The sequence below is a fragment of the Chitinivibrionales bacterium genome, from assembly GCA_035516255.1.
Lineage (GTDB): Bacteria > Fibrobacterota > Chitinivibrionia > Chitinivibrionales > FEN-1185 > FEN-1185.
Genome location: DATJAL010000052.1, coordinates 29,141 through 53,976 on the forward strand (window position 1 = coordinate 29,141; position 24,836 = coordinate 53,976).

Genomic DNA, 24,836 nt, shown 5'->3' on the forward strand with positions numbered 1-24,836 from the left:
AGAGCATGAACAGGTTTCTGCAGCTTGTCGACCGGCTTGGCGCATGGGCGGCATCCATGGGCAAAACGGCGTTCGACGTCATTGCGCTGTTCTACGACACCGTCACCGCGATTTTCGTGGGCGGGAAAAAAGGCATCGCCGCCTCGCTCAAGCAGACCGTCAACCAGATCCTGTTCACCGGCGTGGAGGCGTTCTGGCTCGTGGGCATCATCGGGCTTCTGTGCGGCATCACCATCATCATCCAGGCCATGACCACCATGCCCAAGTTCGGCGTGGGCGAATATTTCGGGAACATCCTCGTCATGGTGGTGGTGCGCGAGCTGGGCCCGTTTTTCACGTCGCTCGTGGTGGTGGGCAGGTCGGGCTCGGCGCTGGCCGCCTACATCGGCAACATGCGCGTGGCAAAGGAGCTCTCGGCGCTCGAGATGATGGGCATCGACCCGGTCCATTTCATCGTGATGCCGGCCTTTTTCGCCATGGTGGTGTCCATGGTGTGCCTGTCGGTGTATTTCGACGTGATCGCGATCATCGGGGGGTATTTTATCGCACAAGTCAAGGTGAGCATCCCGTTCGGCTTTTTCATGGGCACCGTGCTCGACTCGCTTCGGCCGAACGACATCATCATATCGATTTTTAAAAACGTGCTGTTCGGATCAATCGTCGCGCTCATGAGCTGCTATCACGGCCTGGCGGTCACCAACATGCGCGAGGTGCCCCAGGCGGCGCTCAAGAGCGTGGTGAGCTGCATGATCATCACGCTGCTGATCAATATTCTGGTGACGTTTTTCACGTTCTTCCTTTCATTGTGACAAGCGGATTGCAAAAGGGCAATTGCATGATACCTGTGGCATTTTTCAAAAACATGAGTGTATGATATATGGCTGACGCATTCTCCGCCGTTGACCTGCGGTTCTCGTTTGGCGGCCAGGCCTTGATTGATGGGGTTGGCTTCGGCGTCCCGCAAGGCGGCCTGTTCGTGATCACCGGAAGGAGCGGAAGCGGCAAGAGCACGCTGCTCGAACTGTGCTCGGGCCAGCATGCGCCCGAAAGCGGCAGGGTGCTGTGGGACGGCGCGTGCATCGCCGATCTGAATCACGACGAACTGGTGAGGGCGAAGCAGCGCATCGGGTATGTGTTTCAGAAGCCAGCGCTGGTCCATAACTTTACCATATACGACAACCTCGCGCTGCCGCTGCGGTACCACCGCGACCTTGCGGAACGCGACATACGCGCAACGGTTCATGCGTGCATGGAGGAGATGGGGCTTTTCAACGTCGACGCGAAATATCCCAACGAGCTGTCGGCCGCGCAGTCTCGGTGCGCGGCGATCGCCCGTGCGCTGGTGATGGGGCCGTCGCTCCTTTTCCTCGACGAGCCAACGTCGGGCGTTGACCCGGTGACGGCCCGCGGCATAGCCGGCGTGCTCAAGGGGCTCAACGCCTCGCGCGGGATCGCGATGGTCGTGGTGTGCACCAGCATCGAGTTCTTAAAAGGACTGCAATGCCCGGTGACGGTGCTGCAGGACGGAAAATTGCATGATTACCGCGACCCTGCGGTCGTGTCCGCGGGCGCGGGGGACATGTTTTCATTGCTTCGGGAAGCGCTATGAACAGATCCTCGGACATTTCTCGGCCCTCGGGCGAGGCGTTCCACCGGCGATACCGGAACCTGTTCGTGGGCGTTTTCATTTTGATCGTCGTGGTCATCCTGGCCATCCTGTTTCTTTTCACCGTCTTCCGCGACCGGCTTGAAAAATGGGACCACCTGTTTGTCAAGTACGACACGGCAAGCGGCCTCGCCAGCAACGGCGCGGTGACGATCTTGGGGATGAAGGTGGGCAGCATCGAAAAGGTTTCACTCAACCCGGCGGGCCACATCGAAGTGAAGCTGAAAATCAAGCGCATGTACACGCCGTATATACACCGCGACAGTAGGGCCAGGCTCCAGCAGAAGAATGTGGCCATCGGCGACTGGGAAATCGACCTCACGCGGGGGAGCCCCGATTCGCCGTCGGTGAAAAGCGGCGACACGCTGTTGTCCGAGGTGCAGGCGCCGCTCGCGAAAACGCTCGACCAGGTGACCAAGACGGTGGAGGTGCTGCAGAAAATCCTGCAGGACATATCCGAGGGGAAGGGCACCGTGGGCAGGCTCATCAAGGAGGACACGCTGCTGGTGCTCGCCCACAGCACGGCGCGCAACGCCAACGGCCTCATCCTGCGCGCGTACACGACGCTCGCCCGCCTCGACACCATTTTGGCCAAGGTAGCGCAGATCGGCGAGAAGGGCAAGGACATCGCGGATTCGGTGAAGACCATCGCCTCGAAAGTCGGGACGCTCGTCTCTGATGTCAACCTGCTTGTCAAAAGCGTGCACTCCATGTCGCAGGACCTTCCCTCGGTCATGACCAGGGTGCAGGCCGACATCACCGAGGTCGAGCTCCTGCTCAAGGCGCTCCAGAGCAATTTCATCATCAAGAGCGGCATCAACAGCCAGGCCGACCCGCTCATGAACGACAACCCTTCAAGATGACAGGGGAGAAACGGTGAAACGCTGGATAATGACCGGTGCCCTGTGCGGATGCGCGATGCTGCTCTTCTGCGCCAACCCGCTCAAGGGAAAGCCGCCGTACTGGTACAACGGGTACGTGTACGGCACGCGCGCGGCCGGTTTTTTCGAGGAAGGCAAGCTCCAAAGCGCGCTCCTGTTCTACAAAAAGGCGCTCGCCCAGGCGCAGAGCCACGACATTCCCGAGCAGGCGGCCCTGTACCGCTTCAACCTGGGACGCTGCCTCATGGAGCTTGACTCGTGCGACAGCGCGGCCGCCTGCTTCGCGGCCGCGCACCGTGAATTCGCGCTTGCGGGAAAGCAGAACGAGGCGCGCCAGGCCGCCGGGTTCGCGGCGCTTTCGCATGCCGCCGCCGGCCGCAGCGACAGCGCGCTTGCGTGGTACAAGATCGGCGCCATCACGCCGGAAAAAACCGCGGACAAATCCTTCTGGCTCATGGTGCACGGCAGGCTCGCGTGGCTGCGCGACCACACCAGGGAGGCGCTCGCGTACCTCGACGAGGCGTATGACCTTTACAAAAAGCAAAAGGCCTGGCACGGCGCGGCCGACGCGTGCCTCCGCCGCGCGGTCGTGTACCACTACTTCGGCGATTATGACGAAGCCGCGAAGCTGCTTGACGAGGCGCTTGCACTCGGCGACAAGACGCAGCTGCGCTTTGACCGCTGGCGCATCCTGCTTGCCGCGAGCGTGGTGAGCACCTGCAAAAAGGACGTGGAAAAAGCTCAATGGTTCTATGAACGGGCGGAAAAGTGCATCGTTGAAGGAAAAAAGGTCCCGCAAAAGGAAATGGTTTTGTCATGTATGAAAGAGATTCCCTGGTAACTATTGATTTGTAGATGTGCTGCTTGATGATTTTCTTCATATTTTTTTTCCTTGAATTATCAATCCATCCACCCTGTAAAAGTTGACAAACATTCCAATTGGCCTTATATTTTCAAGTGAAACTCACCTCTTGGATTAATGGTTGATCGGATGGCAACGTGAAAGCTCGATCATGCTTGAATTTTGGATTTCTGATAAAGAAAGGGTCGATTTCCTTGGCTTTGTTGATCTGCTGCTGCTTCCTGCACAATACTCACGCCCAAATAAACGCGCGTATCGTCCCGTCGGCGCAGCAGGTGCGGGATTTTGCCGGGTCGAGCCAGGTGAAGCTTGTGTTTGTCAATGGCCTTGACTCCGCGGCCTGGTATGTGTATTATGTCGATTTTTCCGAGTCCGCGCCGGTCTTCCACAAGATCGCCGCAACCCAGGGCGCCTGGAACACGAGCATTTCGCCTGACGGAAACTATGTTGCATATTCGACGGGCGCCGAGGGAACCCCGGCGGTCTCAGCCTGGGTGTGCCGGCTCGCCGAAAACGCGACGCCGGTTCTTGTCACGCAGGGGCGCGCGCACGAGCCGCGGTTTGTCAAGGACACCGCGGCGCGCCAGGTGATATACCAAACCACGTGGCAGACGGGCGACTGGAACGGCCTCGGCCAGACCATGATAAGGGGCATTACGGGTTCTGGGCCCTCGCCACGGGACTCGGTACTGTACGCCGCGGGCAGTTTTCACTGCGGCCTGTCAGTTGATAAAAGATATCTTGCCACCACGATGTTCGAGCCGAATCCCAGAATGGCCGACCTGGCCACCGGCGCCGTGTACACCCTTCATTCCCTGTTGTGCAAAAACAAAACAACGCAGGCGGACACCGTCATCAATCCGCAGGCCTGCAACGGTTCCGTTTCGTCAAGCGGCATTTTCACCAATGTGATGCTGTACATGGATTTCGGGATTCCCTCGCAATACACGCACCAGGTTCTCGGCTCATGGGGATTTCACCAGCGGATCTTTGCCGCCTCCACCGCAGGAGACATCATCCGGTGGTATGATTTTCCGGATTCGCTCCTGCCTGTCAATCATGACAATGTCACGTTCGGGGGATGGACGCATTCGGAATGGTCGGTCAACCATCCGTATTACGGCGTGGCATCCAATCTTGTCTCGCGGTATTTCCAGAACGGCGGCAGCTATGAAACCACCGAACTGTGCGAAGATGTCTACGCGATCAACCTGAAGACCGCGACGTACCTCAAACTGGTGGAATCGACCGACAATTCCCTGACGTCAACAACGCACCTGGAATGGCCGGGGCTGTGGATTCAATTGCCCGCGTCATTTACGGAAGACACGACGTGGCTGGCGAACCAGTCGGCGGTGAGACAGAATCGGGTGCATGGTTCAGGAATGAAGAGATCCGTTTGGATTTCCGGGCATACGGTATGGTCAAGGGAGCCAATTGCTGGAGTGGAGGGGTTTGATGTGGAGGGAAGGTTGATTTTTGGGAAGAAGTATGATGGTGGGGTTCACAGCATTAGACTAGAGGAAATTATGCCAGTAGGGATTTGTATAGTACAGATTGAAACAGAATCGAGGAGGCAGTTGCTTAAGTGTGTTGAGGCACGATAAAATTATTTCAGAATATAGCTGCATATAAACGGCTGTCAATTGATGCCTGCGATAGTATATCATGTAAATGACAAAAAGCGCATTAACACTATTTCTACAACCCCCTAATCATCTCCTTCAACGCCCTCATCGACTTTCCCGCGGCCTCCCAGAAAAACAATCCATACGGTATCTGCACCGCGTTTTCGTACGCCTTTTCAAACGCGACTCCCTGGTGCCGCGACAGCGGCTTGTGGGAGGCGTCATCGATGGCGATGTCGTCTTCGACCCGCAGCAGGGTGTCTTCGGTTTCGTCGCGCGCGAACGAGGACACCTGGCTGGTCATGGAGATGTACAGGTCGGTCTTGCCGCCCGGCACGGCCGGGGTGAGGAAGCACGAGTCGTGGAGGTATTTGTTGACATAGGTGTCGCCCGCGAAGTCTTTCGGGATGGAAACGACGCTCACCGCGTTGGCCCTGTACGAGAGCTCGTAAGTGGCGGGGATGATGTTGAACATGAGCTGCTGGTCGGGCAGGTTGATGCCGAGGTCGCGCGCGTCAAACGGCGTGACGCCGGGGATGCCGGCCGCGAAGTCGGGCTTGAGCATGAGCGAGGAGCCCTTGGCCACGTAGGGGATCCTGAAGTCCCTGAATTCCACCGAGCCGTCGGGACCGGTCACGCCGCCGCACACTTTCTTGCCGCCGGGCAGCACGCCCACGATGGTTATGGCGGGCAGGGGCGTGGTGTCGATGAACGCCTGTACCTTGAGCGGCGCTGCGAGCACGGTGCCCGGTTTCCCGGTGATGATGTACTCCTCGGACCGCAGCGAGAACTTGTTGAAGTACGCCTGCATCACGGCTCGCGCGTCGTCAAGCAGGGTCGAGCGGGGGGTCGATTCGTCGGTGGAAACGCCGCCGATGGGCGATCCCATGCGGCCCAGCGTGTAATAGATGGCAAGGATCCCCAGGTTATACATGCGGGAATATGCCTTCTCTTCCAGCGCCGACTTCATGAGCGTGTAGAACCGCAGCGAGATGGCATAGTACTTGGTGTTGGATTCCTCGAGCATCCTCTTGACCTCGTCGCCCGGCACCGTGAAGGACAGCGTGACGTCGCGGCCGGCGAGCGACTGCGCGCTTTTTGCCCTTCCGAGACAAGAATCGGCGAAGGTGTTGAAATGGAAGCGCTGGATGGCGTTTGCGGTGTCCACGCTCACGTCGGCCTCTTCTGCCATCCATTGCCATAAGTCAATCTTAAAGGCGGTGACGGCCGCGCTGCGCAGCTGGTCGGCGACGTCCTTGGTGAGGGGCTTCTTGAGCTTGATGGTGGTTGCGCCGGTAACGGGGCGCGGCCCGCTTGAAGGCTGTGCGAAAAGCGCTGCCGCGAAAACCAGGATGATCAATACAAGACTTTTCCGTCGCATCAGTCCTCTCCTTGGGCCGCGAAACCTTATTTTACCGTTTAACCGGCGTGTTGGCAACCCCTAAAGATACATCCGCCACTTTTTTAGCGGCAAGGGTTGACGGGGACGTTCAGCGCGGGATTTTTTCCATCATCATCCGGGCAAGCGCGCGGGCCTGCTGCTCGGTGGGTGCCTCGGCAATGCAGCGGACAATGGGCTCGGTGTTCGACGGCCTCACATGCACCCAACCGTTACTGCGGATGATCTTGAGTCCGTCCTGCGTGTCAATGGTTTCGTTTGCGAACCGGCCCGCGAGCGCGGCGATGACGTCGCCGGGGTTGCTGCCGCAGGGGATCTTTTCCTTGACAATGGAATAACTGGGCCAGCGCGCCGCGAGCGCGGTCACCGGTTTTTTACGCTTTGCCATGAGTTCGAGGATGAGCGCCATGGCGGTCAGGCCGTCGCGCACCGTGGAAACCGCGGGATAAATCACGCCGCCGTTGCCTTCGCCGCCGATTGCGCAGCCGTTTGCCGCCATTGCCTCGACCACGTTCGCCTCGCCGATTTTCGTGCGGAAAACCCGAACGCCGAATTCCCTGGCAACGTCATCGACCATCATTGAGGTCGAAAGGTTGGTTGCCACGTCGGATTTTTTCTTGGAAAGAACGTTTTCGAGCGCAAGCACGAGCGTGAGCTCTTCGGTAAGGGGCTGTCCGGCCTCGCCCATGAGCGCGAGCCGGTCCGCGTCCGGGTCGAACGCGAAACCGCACCACAGGCCGTTTGTTGAGGCGAGCAGGCGCGAAAGGTCCTGGAGGTGCTCGGGCCGGGGCTCCGGATTATGCGCGAAATCGCCGTCGAGCTTGTTGTGCACGCCCACCCAATCCACGCCGAGCCGCTCGAGCAGCTGGGGGAACATCGCGCCCGCCGCTCCGTTGATGGAGTCAACGGCCACCGTGATGCGCGCCTTGCGGATTGCCTTTGTGTCAATCGCGCCGAGGATGCGCTCGAGGTGCGGACGTATCGCGTCTTTTTTCTGCGGCAGGGTGCCGGGTGCGGTGATCGCGGCGTCGGCTCCCTGGAGCGCGAAGGCGCGATAGACCTCGTCGCATTCCTTTCCTGTAAAGAGCCTTCCGCCGGCGTGGACCATTTTGTACCCGTTGTAGGGGAGCGGGTTGTGGCTCGCGGTGATCATGACGCCCGACGAGGCGCGGAAATGGTCAACGGCAACGCACGCGGTGGGCGTGGGCGCTATGCCGATGTCAACGGCAATGCCGCCGCCGGCGGCGATGCCGTCGTAGATCGCGGCGGCAAGCATGGGGCCTGTCGGACGCGTATCGCGCGACACGACAACATCGCCGCCGCCGGCAAGCCGCGTCTGGATGCGCGCGATGGTGTAAACCAGGTGCGGCGTCAGCGTTTCGCCGATAATGCCGCGTATGCCCGACACGCTCATGATGGGAAGGCTTGGCACGGCTATTTTCTCCTGGCAATAAAATTAAATCATTTCACGCCCGTGTTTTTGAAATCATTGCCGGTACCTTTCCTTGACGGCGTTAAAAAAAGATTCCTATGATTCCATCTTTTTTTTATAAACGCAGTATATTATAATTAATCCGAAAAGCAATCCATTCTGAAGCGCTGCAAATCTATGCCCATCGAACTGCTTTACATCATCCCGATTTTGGCCATTGTCGCGCTCGGATTTTTAGTTATCATGAATGCGCAAAAGCGCTCCATGGGCGCGCAACAGCCAGGTGTTCCGGCCGCTGCGCCGTGGGGAAAGCTTCCGGGCGACACCAAATTCCTCGCGGCCCAGAAATCCACCGAAGAACGGCTCAACGAGTACGAGCAGACCATTGCGCAGATTAACAAATCGCTTTCAAACCAGCACCTGGTGATAGAGAAAATCCAGGAGGAAAACGTCACCAACAACGACCAGATAGAAAAACTGCAGACAAAGCTGCGCGAACTGCACAAGGAATACGACATCGTCATCAGCGAGAATTATTCGCTGCGCGCAAAGGTAAAGAGCCTCCAGAAGAAACTCGAGACCGCTCCTGCGCTCCCTGGCATGGCCGATGCCGCGGCGGAAGCTGTTCCGTCCTCGCAGGCGGCGTCGGGCAAGGAGCATGTCGAGATGAACATGAATCTCTACGAAGATACGCGCCTCTTCAATTCCGATGACGGCAGCGAAATTGAAATTTCCGATCTCAAGTAATCCCTCTTCTTTCCGTCCCAACATCTTTTAACGCAGCTTTAGCACCGTTTTTTCCGCATTTTCCGCAAGTTCATAAAAGACAATATATTGTGCTTGTAACTATGAAATTACGCAATATATTGTGGTTTTTCATCTCACAGGCGCTTTTTTGTCTTTTAAAGGAAAAAAATATCGGAGCAAAATAATTAAAAAAAACTTGACATCCTTTCCTCTATTTAGTATTCTAAAGGGAGATAAAGGTAAAATTAGGGAAATTTAGGGAAACACCATGCGTTTTAGAGGTACCTTCGAAGCCAGCGTTGACAATCAGGGACGCGTGAGCATCCCCGTCAAATTCCGCAATGCTCTGGAGGCGCAGGCCAAGAAAACGTTCGTGATCTGCCGCGCGCCCGGCGGGTGCCTTCGCGCGTACGCGCAAAACATGTGGAACAAATACGAAGACGAGATATCCGCATGGCCGCAGACGCCGGCAACCGTGCTCCTCAAAACCACGCTCTATCGCACCCTGCAGGAATCATCGCTTGACCCGCAGGGAAGAATTGCGTTAAGCCCTTCGCAGATGGCGATGGTGGGCATCGGGAGAAACGTCACCCTTATCGGCCAGCTCGGCTTTATCGAAATCTGGGACACCGCCCGTCTCAATAAATACGTCGGGGACCAGAAGGATTTTGACAAGGTGTTCTTCAAATCCGTTGACGCCGCGGCGAGGAATGTTGGACGCTAACGAAGTCTACCATGTTCCCGTGCTCCTCAAAGAGAGCGTGGAAGCGCTTGCGGTGAAACCGGAGGGGACCTATCTCGACGCGACGGTGGGAGGCGGCGGGCACTTCAGGGAAATACTTTCGCGTCTCGACAAAAGGGGAACCGCCATTGGAATCGACAGAGACCCCGACGCAATTGAATGGTGCCGCGCCGCCACGGGCGGGAACGCGGCGACCGTCATCCTCGAGCAATGCGCGTTTTCACGGTTCGGCACAGTTCTTGACAAACACGACATCGGCGCCCTTGACGGGCTGCTGCTCGACCTCGGCGTTTCGTCCCGCCAGATCGATGCGGCCAACCGGGGGTTTTCGTACATGAAGGATGCCGCGCTCGACATGCGGATGGACCCTTCGGCGGACATGACCGCGGCAAGGTATTGCGCGCAGGCGAGCGAGCATGAACTCGCAAACGCCCTTGCGACCTACGGGGAAATAACGAACCCGACGCGCATGGCCGCCGCCATCAAGAAATGCCAGGCGACGCGCCCGCTGCGCACCTCCGCCGACCTGGTGGGGTGCCTTAAACGGGAATACGGCCCCGCACTCGCCGTGAAGGTGATCGCGAAGGTGTTCCAGGCGCTCAGAATAGCCGTGAACGGCGAGCTTTCCGAGCTTGCGGCCTGCCTGGACGCGGCGTTGTCGTATGTAAAGAAGGGCGGCAGGATCGTGGTCATTTCCTATCATTCGCTCGAGGACAGGATCGTGAAGAATTTTTTCCGGGACAATGAGCAGGCCTGCACCTGCCCTTCGGTTTTTGAACGCTGCCGGTGCGGAAAAAAAATAATGGTTAAGCGCCTAAACAAAAAAGTGATCCGGCCCTCGGAAGACGAAGTGAGAAAAAATCCCCGCGCAAGAAGCGCGCGGCTGCGCGCGGCCGAGAAGGTCGCTTAGAACACGGAAGCATCGCATGCAACAGAAAACAAAATTAAAAACATCCCAGGGGCAGACGCATGCTCCGGTGCTCAAGCTCCGCCAGCTCATCGCGGGAACCGTATGCGTCGCGTTCCTCATCATCTGGCCGCTGTTCATGGTGTCGAAGCAGATATTCATCACCGATCTTTCCATGCGGGAAAGCGCGCTGGCCGACAGCCTCTCTGCAGCGGGCAAGGAGCTTGCCGCGCTTCGGCTCTATAACGAAAAGCTGTCGAGCACCGCGCGCATCGAGGCGATCACGCGGGAGCACCGCGGCCTTGAATATCCCGCGGCGGCGCAAATCGTCGTGATACGCGAAACCAGGAACTGCGCGGCAAACGGAAAAAAAGGAACGGGCTTTTTCACCTTCATCAAAATGCCGTTTTTCAGGGGGAGAGGATAATGCCCACCTTCAAGGCGCGGATGCTTTGCATCGTCCTCCTCCTGACGCTCTGCGCCGCGGGTATCGTGGCGCGGCTTTTTTACATCCAGGTGCTGCGCAACAAGGAGTTCGCCGCCGAAAGCAGGAAGCAGGCGCAGCAGCGCGTGATCCTGGTTGCGAAGCGCGGCGACCTCCGCGACAGGAGGGGCCGCGTGCTTTCGACGAGCGTGGGCAGCCAGCTGGTGCTGCCGGCCGAGATGCTCGGGCCGCAGGACCTGCCCGCCGATTCGGCGCGCCAGCGGATAGCGCTGCGCCGCGTCTATCCCTTCGGCGACGCGGCGGGCGCCGTGCTCGGGTACGTGGGCAAGGACGGCTCGGGCCTGGGCGGCGCCGAGTTCTTTTTTGACAAGCAACTCCGTGGGGAAAACGGCTGGGCCATCGTGATGCGCGACGGCCGCAACCGGAAATACCCCACGATCGACCTGCCGAGAAAGCAGCCCGAGCCCGGCGCCGACGTGTACCTCACCCTCGACATCGACATCCAGAAGATCGCGGAGAACGTGGTGCGCCAGTCGGTGGCGGCACTGGCCGCGAAGGGCGGCATGTGCATCGTGATGGAGCCGGCCAGCGGCGCCATCCTCGCCATGGTGAACGAGCCGGCCTTCAACCCGAACATGCCGGCCCGCTACGCCCTCGATGCCCGGCTTAACAAATGCATCGGCTATACCTTCGAGCCCGGCTCCACGTTCAAGACGGTCACCGCGGCGTGCGCCCTGCAGGAGGGCGTGCGGAAGGAGACCGACATCATCGACGGGAACCAGGGCGTTTACGAGGTGTATGATGAAAAGATCCGCGACGAGAAGCCCTACGGCAGGCTAACGTTTTCCGACGCGCTGGCCTATTCGAGCAACGTGTGTTTCGCCAAGGTGGCCAACGACATCGGCAACGACCGCCTTTACAAATACGCACGCGATTTCGGGTTCGGTTCCCAGACTGGCGTCCAGCTTCCCGGCGAGGAATGCGGCGTGGTGCATCCCATCGAAAAATGGTCGGGCCGCACGCGCGTGACCATGGCCATCGGCCAGGAGGTGGGCGTGACGCTGCTGCAGATGTCGCTGCTGTTCGCCGCGATCGCCAACGGCGGCGTGCTCGTTGAACCGAGGATAGTGGGGACCGTCCGCGCGGCCGGCGGGACCATGCTTGACAGCACGGCAGTAAAGCCGGTGCGCCGCGTGGTCTCAAGGGAGGTGGCCGGCCGGCTCACCGCCATTTTGCGCACCGTGGTCACCAAAGGGACCGGCGTCAAGGCCGCGATCCCCGGGATCGCCGTGGCGGGCAAGACCGGGACCGCGCAGAAGTTCGACAAGGAGGCGGGCACATATTCGAACCTTCTGGGCTGGGCGTCGTTCATCGGGTTCGCGCCCGCCGAAAACCCCCTGCTGCTCTGCGCGGTGGTGATTGACGAACCGCAACACGGCGAGATGGGCGGCATGGCGGCGGCGCCGGCGTTCCAGAAAATCATGAGCCAGATCATTTCGCACCCGCAGCTCGAGTTCGCCGAGAAGATACTCGGCCGGCCGGGGGCGGACGGCGCGATCGAGGCGGAGGAGGGAACGCCGGTGCCCGATCTCGTGGGCATGCCTTCGGAGATGGCCGCCGCGGCGCTGAAGGCCGAAAACATCCCGTTTGAGATCGTGGGCGGCGGGAAAGGGAAAATTGCTTTTCAGGAACCGGAGGGGAAAAATCTTCTCGCTCCTACACGGAAGCTTTTGCTCTATACCACGGTTCAGGATTCGGCAAAGCCCGGGCGCGGCGACATCGCCATGCCCAGCTGCGTGGGCAAGGACCTGCGCGAAGCGGTGAACGCGATGAACCTGAAAGGGCTTTCGCCCTATGTGATCGGCGCCGGCATCGTCACACGCCAGGGGCCCATCGCGGGCAACCTCGTGCACCATGCCGAGGCCTGCACGCTCGTGTGCTCGTTTGGCGCACCGGCCGGAAAAATGTAGCGGCCGTCAAGGGGGAAAACGGCTATGGCAAACGGTTTGCAGGAGTACATGGAAGCGGAAATCAACGTGATGCTTCAGGAAATTGGGCCGTGCGACAATACCGAGTCGAAGTTTTTCACGGAACAGGCAATAGCGTGGATACAGAAAAACGCCGCCGGTTTCAGAATGAAGTGGGACAAGAAAAACGGGAAGATCGTCAAACGAACAAAAAAGCGGCCGGCTGAAAAACATGACGTGGAATGATCTGACAAAGCAGCTCGAGGTGCGCCAAAGCGGCGGCGGCCAAAACCCGGTTCTCACCGGCGTCACCTGCGATTCGCGCACCGCCGGGCCGGGCTCGCTGTATGTGAGTATTCAGGGCTTCAAGGTGAATGGCGACGCGTTCATTAAGAGTGCCGTTGACAAAGGCGCAAGCGCGGTGCTGTCGGAGAACCCGCAGCCGGCCTGTCCCGTGGCGTGGGCGCAGGTGCCGAGCGCGCGCCGCGCGCTCGGCCTTGCGAGCAGGGCGGTGTACGGCATCGACATGGCGAAAATCAGGAGCGTGGGCGTGACCGGTACCAACGGCAAGACCACCACCGCGCACCTGCTGCAGACGCTGCTTCAGCTCGTTCACGGTAACGACGCCGTATGGATGTTCGGAACAATCAAATATTATGAGGCCGGCAAGACCGCGGCCGCGCACAATACCACGCCCGAGGCGGTTGAAATTTTCCGCGACATCGCGGCCGCGGAAAAAAAGCCGGCGGCGATCGTGATGGAGGTGTCGTCGCATTCGCTGGCGCTCCACCGGGTTGCCGGGCTGGCATTCGACTGCGGGCTGTTCACGAACCTCACGCAGGACCATCTGGATTTTCACGCGTCAATGGAAGAATATTATCATGCGAAAAAAATGCTTTTCACCGAATACCTGAAACCCGGCGGCAGGGCCGTGATCAACACCGACGACCCGTACGGGCAGCGACTGGCCAGGGAGCTTGCGGGAAACCCCCTGGTGACCTTCGGCAGGAACGAAGCGGCCGACGTGCGCATCGTTGACTGGCAATGCGGGTGGGGCGCCACGACCGTCACGCTGAGCTTGAAGGGACGGCGCGAAATTCTCACCTCAAGGCTCGCCGGGTTCTTCAACGTTTACAACATGACCGCGCTCGCGGCAGCGGCAACGGCGCTCGGCATCGGCATGGATACGGTGCGGCGCTGCTGCGAGGCTGTGGAGACCGTTCCCGGCCGCATGGACCGCGTGCCGCTCGACGCCCCGTTTTCGGTGTTCGTGGACTACGCGCACACGCCCGACGCGCTTGTCAACGTGCTTTCCACGGTGAAGAAGATCGGCGCGGGCAGGCTCATCTGCGTGTTCGGCTGCGGCGGCGACCGGGACAAAACCAAGCGTGCACTCATGGGGCGGGCGGTGGCTGAAAACGCCGACGAGGCCGTGGTGACGTCGGATAACCCGCGCAGCGAAGATCCGCAGGCAATCGTGCGCGACATCTTGAGGGGCATCCCGCTCGATTTCCCTCACACGGCTATTGTTGACAGGAGAGAAGCGATACGCAAGGCGCTTTCCATGGCCCGGCCGGGCGACTGCGTGGTGGTTGCGGGCAAGGGCCACGAGGACTATCAGGAGATAAAGGGCGTTCGCCATCATTTTGACGACCGGGAAGAAGTGATAAAGGCTTTTTCGGAGGCGAAGGCGCATGCGCGTTGAGGCAAAAAAGGCGGGCGCCGGGCTTACGCTCGGCCGGTTCGCCGACTACAGCGGCGGAACATCGCGGTTTTCCCCGCATGAGCGGGCGAAACGTATCAGCGCCGTGTGCAACGATTCGCGCAAAATCCAAAAGGGCGATGTGTTTGTCGCCCTCGAAACGGAAAGCGACGACGGGCACAAGTACGTGAAGAGCGCGCTTGACCACGGCGCAACGGCGGCCCTGGTATCGAAAAAGAAGTTCGGCTTGTTTTCGGACGCGGAAAAGGCAAAGTGCATCGTGGTCAATGACCCGCTCGCGGCGCTGCAGCGCGCGGCGTCAAAGTATCGCGCGACGCTCGGGTGCAAAATGGTGGGTATCACGGGAAGCAGCGGCAAGACAACGGCGCGCGCCTTTATTTCGTCCGTGCTCAAGCAGACGCAGACGGTTTCCGAAACGCGCGGCAACCTCAACAACCACATCGGCGTGCCGCTCTGCGTGCTCGGCTTTACCGGCAAAGAAACGGCCGGCGTCCTCGAAATGGGGGCCAACCACCACAGGGAAATCCACGTGCTCTCGAGCATCGTGCGGCCGGACATCGGCGTGATCATGAACATCGGCTACGCGCACATCGGGTATTTCGGCTCGCTTGACAACATCGCAAAGGCGAAGTTCGAGATCGCCGACGGCATGAAAAAAAACGGCGTGCTCGTGCTGAACGGCGACGATCCGCTGCTCGTGAAAAAAGGGAAAAAGGCGAAAATGAACGTGGTGTATTTCGGCATGGCAAAGCACTGCCAAGTGCGCGCGAGCGACGTGCGGCTCACCGCCGAAAGGCACGCGCGGTTCACTGTTGATAAAGAAGAATTCGAACTGCCCATGCCCGGAGCGCATTTCATATACGCGGCGCTTGCCGCAATCGCCGTGGGACGGCAGTTCGGCGTGGGCGCCTATGCGATGCGCGCGGCGTTTTCGGCCATGAAACCGGAGCCCCTGCGCGGCACCATCGAGGAAAAAGCGGGAAAAACGTTCATTGTTGACTGCTACAACGCAAACCCGTCGTCAATGAAAAGCGGCATAGACCTGCTCGTCGCGGTGGCCGGTAAAAAACCGAAAGTGGCGATCGTGGGCGACATGCTGGAGCTGGGAAAATACTCGTCACGGCTGCACGCGGCGCTCGGCCGGCAGCTTGCCGCCGCGGGCGTCGACCGCATCATTGCTATTGGGGAATTTGCGCAGACCGTGGCCAAAGCCGCGGCAGCGGGCGGCGTGAAACAGAAAAATATCCTTACCGCCAAAACCAGCGAAGCCGCCGTGGCGTCCGCAAAGGCGATGCTCAAGCCGGGCGACACCGTGCTGCTCAAGGGCTCGCGCGGCATACATCTCGAGACCGTGTATCAGGGACTTGACGCGGCGGCCATGTCGGTGAAATCATTGTCCCTTCCCAAGTCGTACCTACCGAAGCGCGCGGCAATCATCGGCGCGGCCCGAAGCGGCATCGGCGCGGCGAAATTCCTGATGCGCAAGGGCGTGGAGGTGTTCATCAGCGACATCTGTGCACGGGAAAAGCTCGACAAGCTGCTTGCCTCAGCCGGCCTTGACGGCATCGGCCGCGAAGGGGGCAGGCACAGCGACCTGGTGCTCGCGAACGACGTCGTCATCCTGTCGCCCGGCGTTCCGTCGGACCTCCCGATCCTCACGGAGGCAAAACGCCGCGGCATTCCGGTGTGGTCGGAGATCGAGCTTGCCTACCGGTTCACCGACGCGCAATTCCTCGCCGTCACCGGGTCAACGGGAAAAAGCACCACCACGAGCCTGCTCGGTGCCGCTTTGGAGGCCGCGGGCAGAAAATACGCGGTGGCGGGGAACATAGGAATCCCGCTTGTCAATGCCGTGGAAGGGCTGTCTTCCGACGCATTGGTGGCGGCCGAGATTTCGAGCTTCCAGCTCGAGAACATCGATTTGTTCAGGCCCAAGGCCGCCGCCGTGCTCAACCTCATGAAAAACCATCTTGACAGGTACGAAAGTGAAGAGGCCTACTACAACGCCAAGAAGCAGATCGCCCGCAACTTCACCTTCGACAACCTGCTGGTGCTTAACTCTCGCGACGCGCGCCTCGTGGCATGGGCGCACGAGATGATCGTGAAGACCAACGTTTGCTTTTTCGGCGCGCCCGCCGAGGGCCGCGACTGCGTGTGGCATGAAAACGGCGTGATGTGGGCGCGCTTCGGCGACAAGGCCCGCGCCCTGTTCCGGGTGACCGACATGTTCCTGAGCGGGCCGCACAACTACGACAACGCCTGCGCCGCGGCCGCGCTCGCGATCGCCGCCGGCATCGACGACAAGGCGATCGCTTCCGGCATCTGCGCCTTCAAGGGGCTGCCGCACCGGCTCGAATACGTCGGCGAGGTGAGCGGCGTGAAATACTACAACGATTCCAAGGCGACCACGGCCGAGTCGGTGCAAAGCGCCGTGACCGCGTTCGGCCGCAACGTGCACCTGATCGCGGGCGGCCGCGACAAGGGCTGCGATTTTTCTATTGTCAAGGATGCGATCAAAATGAACACGCGGGGCGTGTACCTGATCGGCGAGGCCGCCGGCCGCATGGCGGCCGAATGGAAGGGACTCACGCGGATCGCCGTGTTTAAATCGCTTGAAGCGGCCATGCGCGGCGCGAAAAACAACGCCCGGCCCGGCGACGTGGTGGTGCTGTCGCCCGGATGTTCGAGCTTCGACATGTTCGACAACTTCGAGCACCGCGGACAGGTGTTCGCGTCGCTCGTGCGCAAACTGAAAGGGGAGGCACGGTGAACGGCAAGCTGTCGCGCATCGACCTGGGATTGTTCATCGCCACGCTCGTGATGGTCGGCCTGAGCATCGTGATGGTGTACAGCTCGTCGTTCGCGCTCGCGCAAAGCAAGTTCGGCGGCTCGGATTTCTTCCTCGCGCGCCAGCTCGTGCGCGCCGGGCTGGCCCTGGCGTGCTTTATGGTATTTATCAACGTTGACTACCATTTCTGGGGACGCCACAGCACCGGCGCATACTTCGGCGTTATCGCGCTTTTGCTGTTCGTGCTCGTGGCGCCGGCCGCAAGGGCGATCCACGGCGCGCGTAGATGGATTTCCCTCGGGTTCATCCAGTTCCAGGTTTCGGAGCTCGCGCTTCTCGTTCTGGTCATCCTGCTCGCGGCGCAGCTTTCTCGGGCGGGCGAGGAAATAAAAGACACCAAGAAGCTCGCGGGCTTTCTCGTGAAAATAGGGGTCGTGTGCGGCCTTATCGGGCTGGAGCCCAATTTTTCGACCGCAGCGTTGGTGGCGGCCATCGGTGTCGTGCTGCTGTTCGTGGCAGGCGCCCGCATCTCGCACCTAGCGGCGCTGATTGGCGCGGCGATTCCGTTCGGCGTTCTCGCGGCATTCGGCGCCGGATACCGCAGGCACAGGATTTTCGCTTTTTTGCACACGCCCGGCCATTCCGGCGATGTGGGGTACCAGGCGTATCAGGCGCTCATCGGGCTCGGCAACGGCGGCTTGTTCGGCGTGGGCATTGGCCAGGGCGATCAGAAATATTTCTACCTGCCCGAGCCGCACACCGATTTCGTGTTCTCGATACTTGGCGAGGAAATCGGGTTCGTGGGACTTCTTCTCGTTCTCCTGCTGTTCGCGTTCATCGTTTACTGCGGAATAAAAATCGCGCTGTCCGCGCCCGACACCATGGGACGGCTCATGGCGTTCGGGTTCACGTTCGTGTGCGCGATTTACGCGCTGATACACGCGGCCGTCAACGTGGGGCTCGTGCCCACCACCGGCATCCCGCTGCCGTTTTTAAGCTACGGCGGCATGAGCCTGGTATTCACCGTGGGCAGCATGGGCATCCTGCTCAACATTTCGAGCCAGGGGCGGCGTATGCCGTCGATGCAGTTCAGGAAAATTCACCATCTGCCGCGGGACAGGGGTTAATATGGCGGGTGTTTCGAATCCATTGATCGTGATTGCCGCGGGCGGCACGGGCGGCCACATTTTTCCCGCGCTGTCGGTTGCGCTCGAGCTGCGCAGCCGCATGCCGGCTGCGTCGCTTTTGTGGATCGGAACGAGCCGCAGCCGCGAGAAGGAACTGTGCGAGCGGAACGCAATACCGTTGGAGATTCTTGACGTGGAAGGAATTCGGCGCGCATTGAGCCTGAGCGTTTTGCGCGCAACTGTCCGGTTTGTCAATGCATTTTGTACAATGGTTAAGCGGTTCGGAAAAAACAGGCCGTCCGCGGTCGTGGCGTTCGGCGGCTACGTGTGCGCTCCCGTGCTGAGCGCGGCGCGGCTGCGGCGCGTACCGTATTACCTGCAGGAACAGAACACCATTCCCGGCCTTGTCAACCGGCTGTTTGCGCGCAATGCGGCCGGGGTGTTCCTCGGGTTCCCGCTTGCGGGAAAGCGCCGGTTGGCCGGCATTGGCGAGGTTACCGGAACGCCGGTGCGGTCCGGCGAAAAATCATATGACGGATTCAACTATCCGGATGGCTTTGACAAAACGAGAAAGGCCATTCTGGTATGCGGCGGCAGCCAGGGCGCGCAGAGCATGAACGCGCTGCTTGCCGCCCCGGTCGACAAATGGGCCACAGCCGGCACGCAGGTGGTGTGGCAGACCGGCGGCCCGTCGTTTGCCGGACTGTCGGAGCGTTTCAAACGGCGGAAAGGAATGTTTTTGTTCCCCACGATAACGGATCTGTACCCATTTTACGCGGCCGCGAAGCTGGTGATCGGCCGCGCCGGCGCATCGACGCTCTCCGAGGTGAGTTACTTCGGCCTGCCGTGCGTGCTCATCCCGCTGCCGTGGGCTGCCGAAAACCACCAATGGGTCAACGCCGGTCTGGTGGAGGCGCAGGGATGGGGGATTCGCGTGGCGCAGGACGATGCGTGCGGCGCGAACGTGGAAAAAGCCGTGGAGACGATATTGTCAAATGAGAAGACGTTTAACACGATGCGCATGAGGGCGCTCGACAACAGCCCGGCCGACGCGGCGAAAAAAATCGCCATGGCGCTTTCGAAAGACCTGGGACTATGATGCTGCTCAACCAGAGGAAAACGGTTCATTTTATCGGCATCGGCGGCGTGGGCATGAGCGGCCTTGCCGAGTTTCTGCGCACGGCCGGCTACACCGTGACCGGCAGCGACCGCCAGTCGTCCGCGATCACGAAACGCCTCGAATCGCTGGGCATTACAATTCAGTACGGCCATGCACCGAACCTGGTGCGCGACGCGCACCTCGTGGTGTATTCGAGCGCGATAAAAGAAGAAAACCCGGAACGGGCGTACGCGCGCGACAATAAAATTCCGGTCATGCGGCGCGCAGAGATGCTCGGCGAGCTCATGCGCATGAAGTTTTCCATCGCAGTTGCGGGAACGCACGGCAAGACAACGACCACGTCGCTCATCGGGCAGATTTTCAACGATGCGGGCATGACGCCGACGGTGATCGTGGGCGGGATCCTGCGGCGCTACGACACCAACGCGCTCGTCGGAAAGGGAGACATCCTGGTGGCGGAGGCGGACGAATTCGACCGGTCGTTTCTGAAAATGTTCCCGTCGGTCGCGGTGGTGACCAACATCGAGGCCGACCATCTGGATTGCTATTCAGGAATTGACGACATAAAGGCGGCATTTCTGCAGTTCGCCAACCTCGTGCCGTTTTACGGCGCGCTGGTCGCCTGCGCCGACGAGCCCGGCGTGCGCGAGCTGCTGGCGGGCTACGCGAAGACGGCGATCACCTACGGCGTGTCGCGGGAGGCCGATTATTCGGGCCGGGACATACGGTTTACAGGAGGGAAAACTGCCTTCACGGTCCATAAGAAGGCGCAGAAACTGGGCGTCCTCGAGCTCACCATTCCGGGGCTCCACAATGTCAAGAATGCGCTTGCCGCATGCGCGGTGGCGACCGAGCTCGGGGTTGATTTTGGCAAAATCGCCAGGAGCCTCGCCGGTTTCGGCGGGATCAAACGGCGTTTCGAAATAGTGGGGCAAAAGGCGGGCGTCACCGTGATCGACGATTACGCGCACCATCCGAGCGAAATCGCGGCGACCATCGCGGCGGCGCGCAGCGCCGGCTACAGGCGCGTCGTGGCGGTGTTCCAGCCGCACCTGTACACGCGAACGCGCGACTTTCTCGACGGGTTCGCGCAGGCGCTGTGCGCCGCCGACGAACTCGTGGTCACCGCGATTTACCAGTCGCGCGAGGAGCCGATTGCGGGCGTCAACAGCCTCGCCATCGTGGAAAAAGCGAAAAAACTCGGGCATGCCCATGCCCGTTACATAGAGAAAAAGGCCGACATCGCGGCGCAGCTCGCGCCTGAGTGCAGGGCGGGCGACGCGGTGGTGGTCATGGGCGCGGGCGACATCAATAAGATATGCAAAGACATACTCTCGGGGATCCGGGATGCATAAGCATGTCGGTGCGAACCGGCGCAGAAGGCACGGTGAAAAACGCCGCGCGGCCGGCCGGGCCATGGGAAAAGCGGCGTCCGGGCTTTTGCGATACGCGAAGTTCGCCGTCATCGCGCTCCTGGTGTGCGGCGGCGGCATTGTCGCGGCGGTAAAGCTCGTGCCGTGGGTCAACCGCTCCTCGCTGTTCACGGTGAAGACCATCGTGGTTGACGGGTGCGTGCGCGTTGACAAGGCGGAGGCGGTGCGGCTGATCGGCATCGCTCCGGGCATGCGCATGACGCAGGTGAAGCCCGCCGCGGTGCGGCAGGCGCTCGAGCGAATGCCGTGGGTGCGGCGGGCGCACGTGGCGCGGCGCTTCCCCAGCACCGTGGCGATCCGCATCGAAGAGCGGCAGCCGATTGCGCTTGTCAATTGCGGCCGCGTGAAATACCTCGACGCCGACGGTGTGATGCTGCCCTTGTTCGCCGCCACGTATTCGAACCTTCCCGTGGTGTCGGGGTTCTGGCCCGACAGCGCGGGGCGGCTCAGCGAGACCGCGCTCTGCCGCGTTAAACAGTTTCTGGCGGACTGCGAAGCGTCGAACGCGTCGGCGGCGAAGCGCATCTCGCAGGCGGATTTTTCCCTGCCGCGGACCGTAAGGATAACACTCGAGGACGCGCCCGCGGTGATTGAAATCAACGAGGCTCAGACAGCGGAACTGCTGCGGCGGCTGCAGCAGATCGTGCAGGGCGAACAGAACGCCGCCAGGGGGCTGCCCAAAAGGATCAACCTGTGCTACGAAAACCTGGCGTACCTGCAATGGTAAAGGAAACTATCAGTCCCTGTCCGGTTGGGCGGGACCATCATATACCATTATTCTAGTGGAGGAGTACCATGGAAGACAACAGTTTCATTGGCCTCGATATAGGGACAACTAAGATCGCGTGCATCATATCGGAGATCGGCGCCAATGACGAGCTCAAGATCGTGGGCGTGGGAGTGAGCCCGTCCGACGGGCTGCGAAAGGGCGTGGTGGTGAACATCGACAAAACCGTCCATTCCATTCAGAAGGCGGTGGAGGAGGCCGAGCTCATGGCCGGCGTGGACGTCGAGTCGGTGTATGTCGGCATCGCGGGCGACCACATCCGCGCCATCAACAGCAAGGGAGTGGTGGCCATCTCGCGCGAAGACAATGAGATCGCGGAACTTGACGTGGTGCGCGCCATCGACGCGGCAAAGGCAGTGTCGATCCCCATGGACCGGGAGATTTTGCACGTGATCCCGCAGGAGTTCGTCGTCGACGAGCAGAAGGGCATCAAAGACCCCATTGGCATGTGCGGGGTGCGGCTGGAGACCCAGGTGCATATCATCACGGGCGCGGTGACGAGCGCGCAGAACATTTACAAGAGCGTGGAGAAGGCCGGTCTCAAGGTGCGCGACCTGGTGCTGGAACCGCTGGCGTCGAGCTACGCCGTGCTCGAGAAGGACGAGAAGGAGCTCGGCGTGGCGCTCATCGACATGGGCGGCGGCACCACCGATATCGCCATTTACTTCGACGAGAGCATCAGGCACACGGCCGTGGTGGGGCTGGGCGGCAAGAACGTGACGAGCGACATCGCCATCGGCATCCGCACGCCCATCGAGCGGGCCGAGGAGATCAAGAAGCAGTTCGGCTGCGCCTACTCGCCGCTTGTCAAGGGCGACCAGTACATCAGCGTGCCGGGCGTGGGCGGCCGCGAGCAGCGCGAGGTGAGCAAGGCGGTGCTGTCGTCTATCATCGAGCCTCGGCTCGAAGAGATTCTGTCGCTTGCGCTGCGGGAAATAAAGCGCACCGAATACGCCGACATGCTCGGCGCGGGCGTGGTGCTCACGGGCGGCGGCGCGCTCATGGAGGGCATCCAGGAGCTGGCCGAAAAAGTGTTCGAGATGCCGGTGAAGATCGGCGTGCCCACCGGGTTCGGCGGCCTCACCGAGGCGGCCAAGTCGCCGATCCACGCGACGGGCGTGGGCCTGTGCATCTACGGCGTGAAGCACGGACGCGGCAAAAAGACCAAGAGAAGCCTTGCCGGCGAGGACAGCTTCAAGAAGATATTCGACCGGATGAAAGCGTGGGTGAAGGAGTTCTTTTAGGGGAAGAGGGGCTGGGGGCGAAGGGGTGAGGTCGGAAACGAGAAAAACAAAATGAACAGAATTTCCTATATATCAATCACACTCTACCTTTAACAGGGGGTTCGTATGGTTTTCACACTGGACGAGAATTTCGGCGCCAAGGCCAAGATGAAGGTGGTCGGCGTCGGAGGCGCGGGCGGCAACGCGGTAAACCGCATGGTGGCGGCAGGGCTTTCGGGCGTCGAGTTCATAGCGATCAACACCGATGCGATGGCGCTCGACAACAACAAGGCGACCCACCGCATCCAGATCGGCGACAAGATCACTAAAGGCCTGGGCGCCGGCGCAAACCCGGAAATCGGCCGCATCGCCATGGACGAGGACCGCGAAAAGGTCTCGGCCATGCTCGAAGGAGCCGATATGGTGTTCATCACCGCGGGCATGGGCGGCGGCACGGGCACGGGCGGCGCGCCGATCATCGCAGAAATCGCGCGCGAGCTGGGGATTCTCACGGTCGCGATCGTGACGCGTCCCTTCTTATTCGAGGGCAAGGTGCGCGACCGCAACGCGCGCAAGGGCATTGACGATTTGCGCAAGAACGTGGACACGATCATCGTGATTCCCAACCAGAAGCTTTTGTCAATTGTTGACCGCACCACGTCGCTCATTGACGCCTTCAAGATCGCAGATGACGTGCTGTACCAGGCCACCAAGGGCATTTCGGACCTGATCTCGGTGCACGGCCTGGTAAACCTCGACTTCGCGGACGTGCGCACCATCATGAACGGCATGGGCGACGCGCTCATGGGAACCGGCTACGCCGAGGGCGAGAACCGGGCGCCTACCGCGGCCGACAACGCGATCCACAGCCCGCTGCTCGACGACATCTCCATCATCGGCGCAAAGGGCATCCTCATCAACATCACGGGCGGCGAGGACATGACGTTGTACGATGTCAACGACGCCACCCAGACCATCTACGACGCCGTGGGCGAAGATGTTGAGACCAACATCATTTTCGGCGCGGTGACCGACCCTGCCATGAGCGGCAAGATCCGCGTCACGGTGATCGCCACCGGCTTCAGCGAAGAACGGCTTGAGAAGAAAAAGGAAGAGGTCAATGCGACCAAGCTTTCCATCAAGCTGCCGACGCCCCCGCAGAAGGCGCACGCGGAGCATGCCGCGGAGCAGATGTCGTTCAATCTTGCAAGCGCGGCGGCGCCCAAGGTCGAGGAAAAGCCGTTTGTTGAGGCCGCGATCAAGGAGGAAAAGGAAGAGCCAAACCTTCAGGTGCTTTCCGGCGCGCCGGAAGAAACTCCAAGGCAGGTGGTGCATGTTGTTGCCAACAACAACGCGGCAACGGCCTCGCAGCAGCTTGAGTTCCCGGCGTTCCTTAAAAAGGAAAAGACGGCAAAGAAAGACGCACATTTTGTGGTCTCAAAAGGCAACATCATCGAGCACTATGAGGACGACATGGATGTGCCGACCTTTTTAAGAAAACAGATGCAGTAACTCATCCACCGGCCCCCTTCTCTCAATGAGAGAAGGGGGAGAAAGGGAGGAAGACAGTCCGTTCACTTCAGCAATCATGAGGAGCATTCATGACCGAGCTTGAAGAGAAACTGATGAGTCAGGCAAACGCGATACACGACAGGATTTTCCCGTGTGCGTCGCGGAAGGAGTTCCAGTATTGCTTTACCCGCGAGAACGACCAGCTGTTCTTCTGGTACAACACCGAAGACCAGAGCACGCACGTGATCGCGGCCGATCTCAGACAGTGTGAAGAGAAAATGTGCAGTTAGTGGAGTGTAGGGTGTAAGTTCCCCGTAAAAGTTCCTCAACCCGGGTTTTAGGGTGCCCGGGTATCTGCCGGTACGCGGGGGCCATGGGGCCCCCGCACCCCCTTTACAGAATTGCTGATTCCGGAGCGCGGGTATATGTATTTTCTTTTTAAATGAA

22 protein-coding genes are annotated in these 24,836 nt (G+C 60.2%); 20 read left to right on the forward strand and 2 right to left on the reverse strand.

The window, feature by feature from the left end:
- Positions 1-5: 5 nt before the first annotated feature.
- The 5 genes from VLX68_15395 (at position 6) to VLX68_15415 (ending at position 5,016) form a co-directional block, all read left to right on the forward strand.
- Entirely contained in the window at positions 6-809 is an 804-nt protein-coding gene (locus VLX68_15395; protein ID HUI93631.1) for an ABC transporter permease, read from the forward strand.
- A gap of 68 nt (positions 810-877) precedes the next feature.
- On the forward strand, positions 878-1,609 hold the full coding sequence (locus VLX68_15400; protein HUI93632.1) for an ATP-binding cassette domain-containing protein: 732 nt from the start codon (positions 878-880) through the stop codon (positions 1,607-1,609).
- Positions 1,606-2,529 carry an MlaD family protein gene (locus tag VLX68_15405; GenBank protein ID HUI93633.1) on the forward strand — a complete coding sequence of 308 codons (924 nt, stop codon included), beginning with the start codon at positions 1,606-1,608 and terminating at the stop codon, positions 2,527-2,529. The genes VLX68_15400 and VLX68_15405 overlap by 4 nt, the downstream gene beginning before the upstream one ends.
- 13 nt (positions 2,530-2,542) lie before the next feature.
- Positions 2,543-3,388, forward strand: coding sequence for a tetratricopeptide repeat protein (locus tag VLX68_15410; protein ID HUI93634.1), 846 nt, complete (start codon positions 2,543-2,545; stop codon positions 3,386-3,388).
- 215 nt (positions 3,389-3,603) lie between these two features.
- Entirely contained in the window at positions 3,604-5,016 is a 1,413-nt protein-coding gene (locus tag VLX68_15415; GenBank protein ID HUI93635.1) for a hypothetical protein, read from the forward strand.
- Positions 5,017-5,110: 94 nt separating this feature from the next.
- On the opposite strand, the gene VLX68_15420 is transcribed toward VLX68_15415, so the two are convergent.
- On the reverse strand, positions 5,111-6,418 hold the full coding sequence (locus VLX68_15420) for a hypothetical protein (protein HUI93636.1): 1,308 nt from the start codon (positions 6,416-6,418) through the stop codon (positions 5,111-5,113).
- Between the two features lie 109 nt (positions 6,419-6,527).
- A complete protein-coding gene (glmM, locus tag VLX68_15425; protein HUI93637.1) occupies positions 6,528-7,868 on the reverse strand; it encodes a phosphoglucosamine mutase in 1,341 nt (446 codons plus the stop codon).
- Between the two features lie 177 nt (positions 7,869-8,045).
- Here glmM and VLX68_15430 point away from each other — a divergent pair, with 177 nt between their 5' ends.
- From VLX68_15430 to VLX68_15500, 15 genes are all read left to right on the forward strand, one after another.
- Positions 8,046-8,615: a hypothetical protein gene (locus VLX68_15430; GenBank protein HUI93638.1), complete on the forward strand. Its 570-nt coding sequence runs from the start codon at positions 8,046-8,048 to the stop codon at positions 8,613-8,615.
- A gap of 268 nt (positions 8,616-8,883) precedes the next feature.
- Positions 8,884-9,339: a hypothetical protein gene (locus tag VLX68_15435; protein ID HUI93639.1), complete on the forward strand. Its 456-nt coding sequence runs from the start codon at positions 8,884-8,886 to the stop codon at positions 9,337-9,339.
- Positions 9,326-10,267, forward strand: a complete 942-nt coding sequence (gene rsmH / locus VLX68_15440; GenBank protein ID HUI93640.1) for a 16S rRNA (cytosine(1402)-N(4))-methyltransferase RsmH — start codon at positions 9,326-9,328, stop codon at positions 10,265-10,267. Before VLX68_15435 ends, rsmH begins: the two co-directional genes overlap by 14 nt.
- A gap of 16 nt (positions 10,268-10,283) precedes the next feature.
- Entirely contained in the window at positions 10,284-10,691 is a 408-nt protein-coding gene (locus VLX68_15445; GenBank protein ID HUI93641.1) for a hypothetical protein, read from the forward strand.
- Positions 10,691-12,679 carry a penicillin-binding transpeptidase domain-containing protein gene (locus VLX68_15450; protein HUI93642.1) on the forward strand — a complete coding sequence of 663 codons (1,989 nt, stop codon included), beginning with the start codon at positions 10,691-10,693 and terminating at the stop codon, positions 12,677-12,679. The genes VLX68_15445 and VLX68_15450 overlap by 1 nt, the downstream gene beginning before the upstream one ends.
- 24 nt (positions 12,680-12,703) lie before the next feature.
- Positions 12,704-12,922: a hypothetical protein gene (locus VLX68_15455; protein HUI93643.1), complete on the forward strand. Its 219-nt coding sequence runs from the start codon at positions 12,704-12,706 to the stop codon at positions 12,920-12,922.
- Positions 12,909-14,381: a UDP-N-acetylmuramoyl-L-alanyl-D-glutamate--2,6-diaminopimelate ligase gene (locus VLX68_15460; protein ID HUI93644.1), complete on the forward strand. Its 1,473-nt coding sequence runs from the start codon at positions 12,909-12,911 to the stop codon at positions 14,379-14,381. The genes VLX68_15455 and VLX68_15460 overlap by 14 nt, the downstream gene beginning before the upstream one ends.
- Positions 14,371-17,169: a UDP-N-acetylmuramoyl-L-alanine--D-glutamate ligase gene (gene murD, locus VLX68_15465; GenBank protein ID HUI93645.1), complete on the forward strand. Its 2,799-nt coding sequence runs from the start codon at positions 14,371-14,373 to the stop codon at positions 17,167-17,169. Before VLX68_15460 ends, murD begins: the two co-directional genes overlap by 11 nt.
- Positions 17,166-18,314 carry a putative peptidoglycan glycosyltransferase FtsW gene (locus VLX68_15470; protein ID HUI93646.1) on the forward strand — a complete coding sequence of 383 codons (1,149 nt, stop codon included), beginning with the start codon at positions 17,166-17,168 and terminating at the stop codon, positions 18,312-18,314. Before murD ends, VLX68_15470 begins: the two co-directional genes overlap by 4 nt.
- Before the next feature lies 1 nt (position 18,315).
- On the forward strand, positions 18,316-19,413 hold the full coding sequence (murG, locus tag VLX68_15475) for an undecaprenyldiphospho-muramoylpentapeptide beta-N-acetylglucosaminyltransferase (GenBank protein HUI93647.1): 1,098 nt from the start codon (positions 18,316-18,318) through the stop codon (positions 19,411-19,413).
- A complete protein-coding gene (murC, locus tag VLX68_15480; GenBank protein ID HUI93648.1) occupies positions 19,410-20,789 on the forward strand; it encodes a UDP-N-acetylmuramate--L-alanine ligase in 1,380 nt (459 codons plus the stop codon). Before murG ends, murC begins: the two co-directional genes overlap by 4 nt.
- A complete protein-coding gene (locus VLX68_15485) occupies positions 20,782-21,594 on the forward strand; it encodes an FtsQ-type POTRA domain-containing protein (protein ID HUI93649.1) in 813 nt (270 codons plus the stop codon). Before murC ends, VLX68_15485 begins: the two co-directional genes overlap by 8 nt.
- Positions 21,595-21,662: 68 nt before the next feature.
- Positions 21,663-22,898, forward strand: a complete 1,236-nt coding sequence (gene ftsA / locus VLX68_15490) for a cell division protein FtsA (GenBank protein HUI93650.1) — start codon at positions 21,663-21,665, stop codon at positions 22,896-22,898.
- Between the two features lie 105 nt (positions 22,899-23,003).
- Positions 23,004-24,389 (forward strand): cell division protein FtsZ, encoded by a 1,386-nt coding sequence (gene ftsZ / locus VLX68_15495; GenBank protein HUI93651.1) that lies wholly within the window; start codon positions 23,004-23,006, stop codon positions 24,387-24,389.
- A gap of 89 nt (positions 24,390-24,478) precedes the next feature.
- Positions 24,479-24,679: a hypothetical protein gene (locus VLX68_15500; protein HUI93652.1), complete on the forward strand. Its 201-nt coding sequence runs from the start codon at positions 24,479-24,481 to the stop codon at positions 24,677-24,679.
- Positions 24,680-24,836 lie beyond the last annotated feature (157 nt).

Bases quoted from the DNA above. Each gene is read 5' to 3' on its own strand.
- VLX68_15395 (HUI93631.1), top strand. From the start codon at position 6: ATGAACAGGTTTCTGCAGCTTGTCGACCGGCTTGGCGCATGGGCGGCA.
- VLX68_15400 (HUI93632.1), top strand. From the start codon at position 878: ATGGCTGACGCATTCTCCGCCGTTGACCTGCGGTTCTCGTTTGGCGGC.
- VLX68_15405 (HUI93633.1), top strand. From the start codon at position 1,606: ATGAACAGATCCTCGGACATTTCTCGGCCCTCGGGCGAGGCGTTCCAC.
- VLX68_15420 (HUI93636.1), bottom strand. From the start codon at position 6,418: ATGCGACGGAAAAGTCTTGTATTGATCATCCTGGTTTTCGCGGCAGCG.
- VLX68_15430 (HUI93638.1), top strand. From the start codon at position 8,046: ATGCCCATCGAACTGCTTTACATCATCCCGATTTTGGCCATTGTCGCG.
- VLX68_15435 (HUI93639.1), top strand. From the start codon at position 8,884: ATGCGTTTTAGAGGTACCTTCGAAGCCAGCGTTGACAATCAGGGACGC.
- rsmH (HUI93640.1), top strand. From the start codon at position 9,326: ATGTTGGACGCTAACGAAGTCTACCATGTTCCCGTGCTCCTCAAAGAG.
- VLX68_15445 (HUI93641.1), top strand. From the start codon at position 10,284: ATGCAACAGAAAACAAAATTAAAAACATCCCAGGGGCAGACGCATGCT.
- VLX68_15450 (HUI93642.1), top strand. From the start codon at position 10,691: ATGCCCACCTTCAAGGCGCGGATGCTTTGCATCGTCCTCCTCCTGACG.
- VLX68_15455 (HUI93643.1), top strand. From the start codon at position 12,704: ATGGCAAACGGTTTGCAGGAGTACATGGAAGCGGAAATCAACGTGATG.
- VLX68_15460 (HUI93644.1), top strand. From the start codon at position 12,909: ATGACGTGGAATGATCTGACAAAGCAGCTCGAGGTGCGCCAAAGCGGC.
- murD (HUI93645.1), top strand. From the start codon at position 14,371: ATGCGCGTTGAGGCAAAAAAGGCGGGCGCCGGGCTTACGCTCGGCCGG.
- murG (HUI93647.1), top strand. From the start codon at position 18,316: ATGGCGGGTGTTTCGAATCCATTGATCGTGATTGCCGCGGGCGGCACG.
- murC (HUI93648.1), top strand. From the start codon at position 19,410: ATGATGCTGCTCAACCAGAGGAAAACGGTTCATTTTATCGGCATCGGC.
- VLX68_15485 (HUI93649.1), top strand. From the start codon at position 20,782: ATGCATAAGCATGTCGGTGCGAACCGGCGCAGAAGGCACGGTGAAAAA.
- ftsA (HUI93650.1), top strand. From the start codon at position 21,663: ATGGAAGACAACAGTTTCATTGGCCTCGATATAGGGACAACTAAGATC.
- ftsZ (HUI93651.1), top strand. From the start codon at position 23,004: ATGGTTTTCACACTGGACGAGAATTTCGGCGCCAAGGCCAAGATGAAG.
- VLX68_15500 (HUI93652.1), top strand. From the start codon at position 24,479: ATGACCGAGCTTGAAGAGAAACTGATGAGTCAGGCAAACGCGATACAC.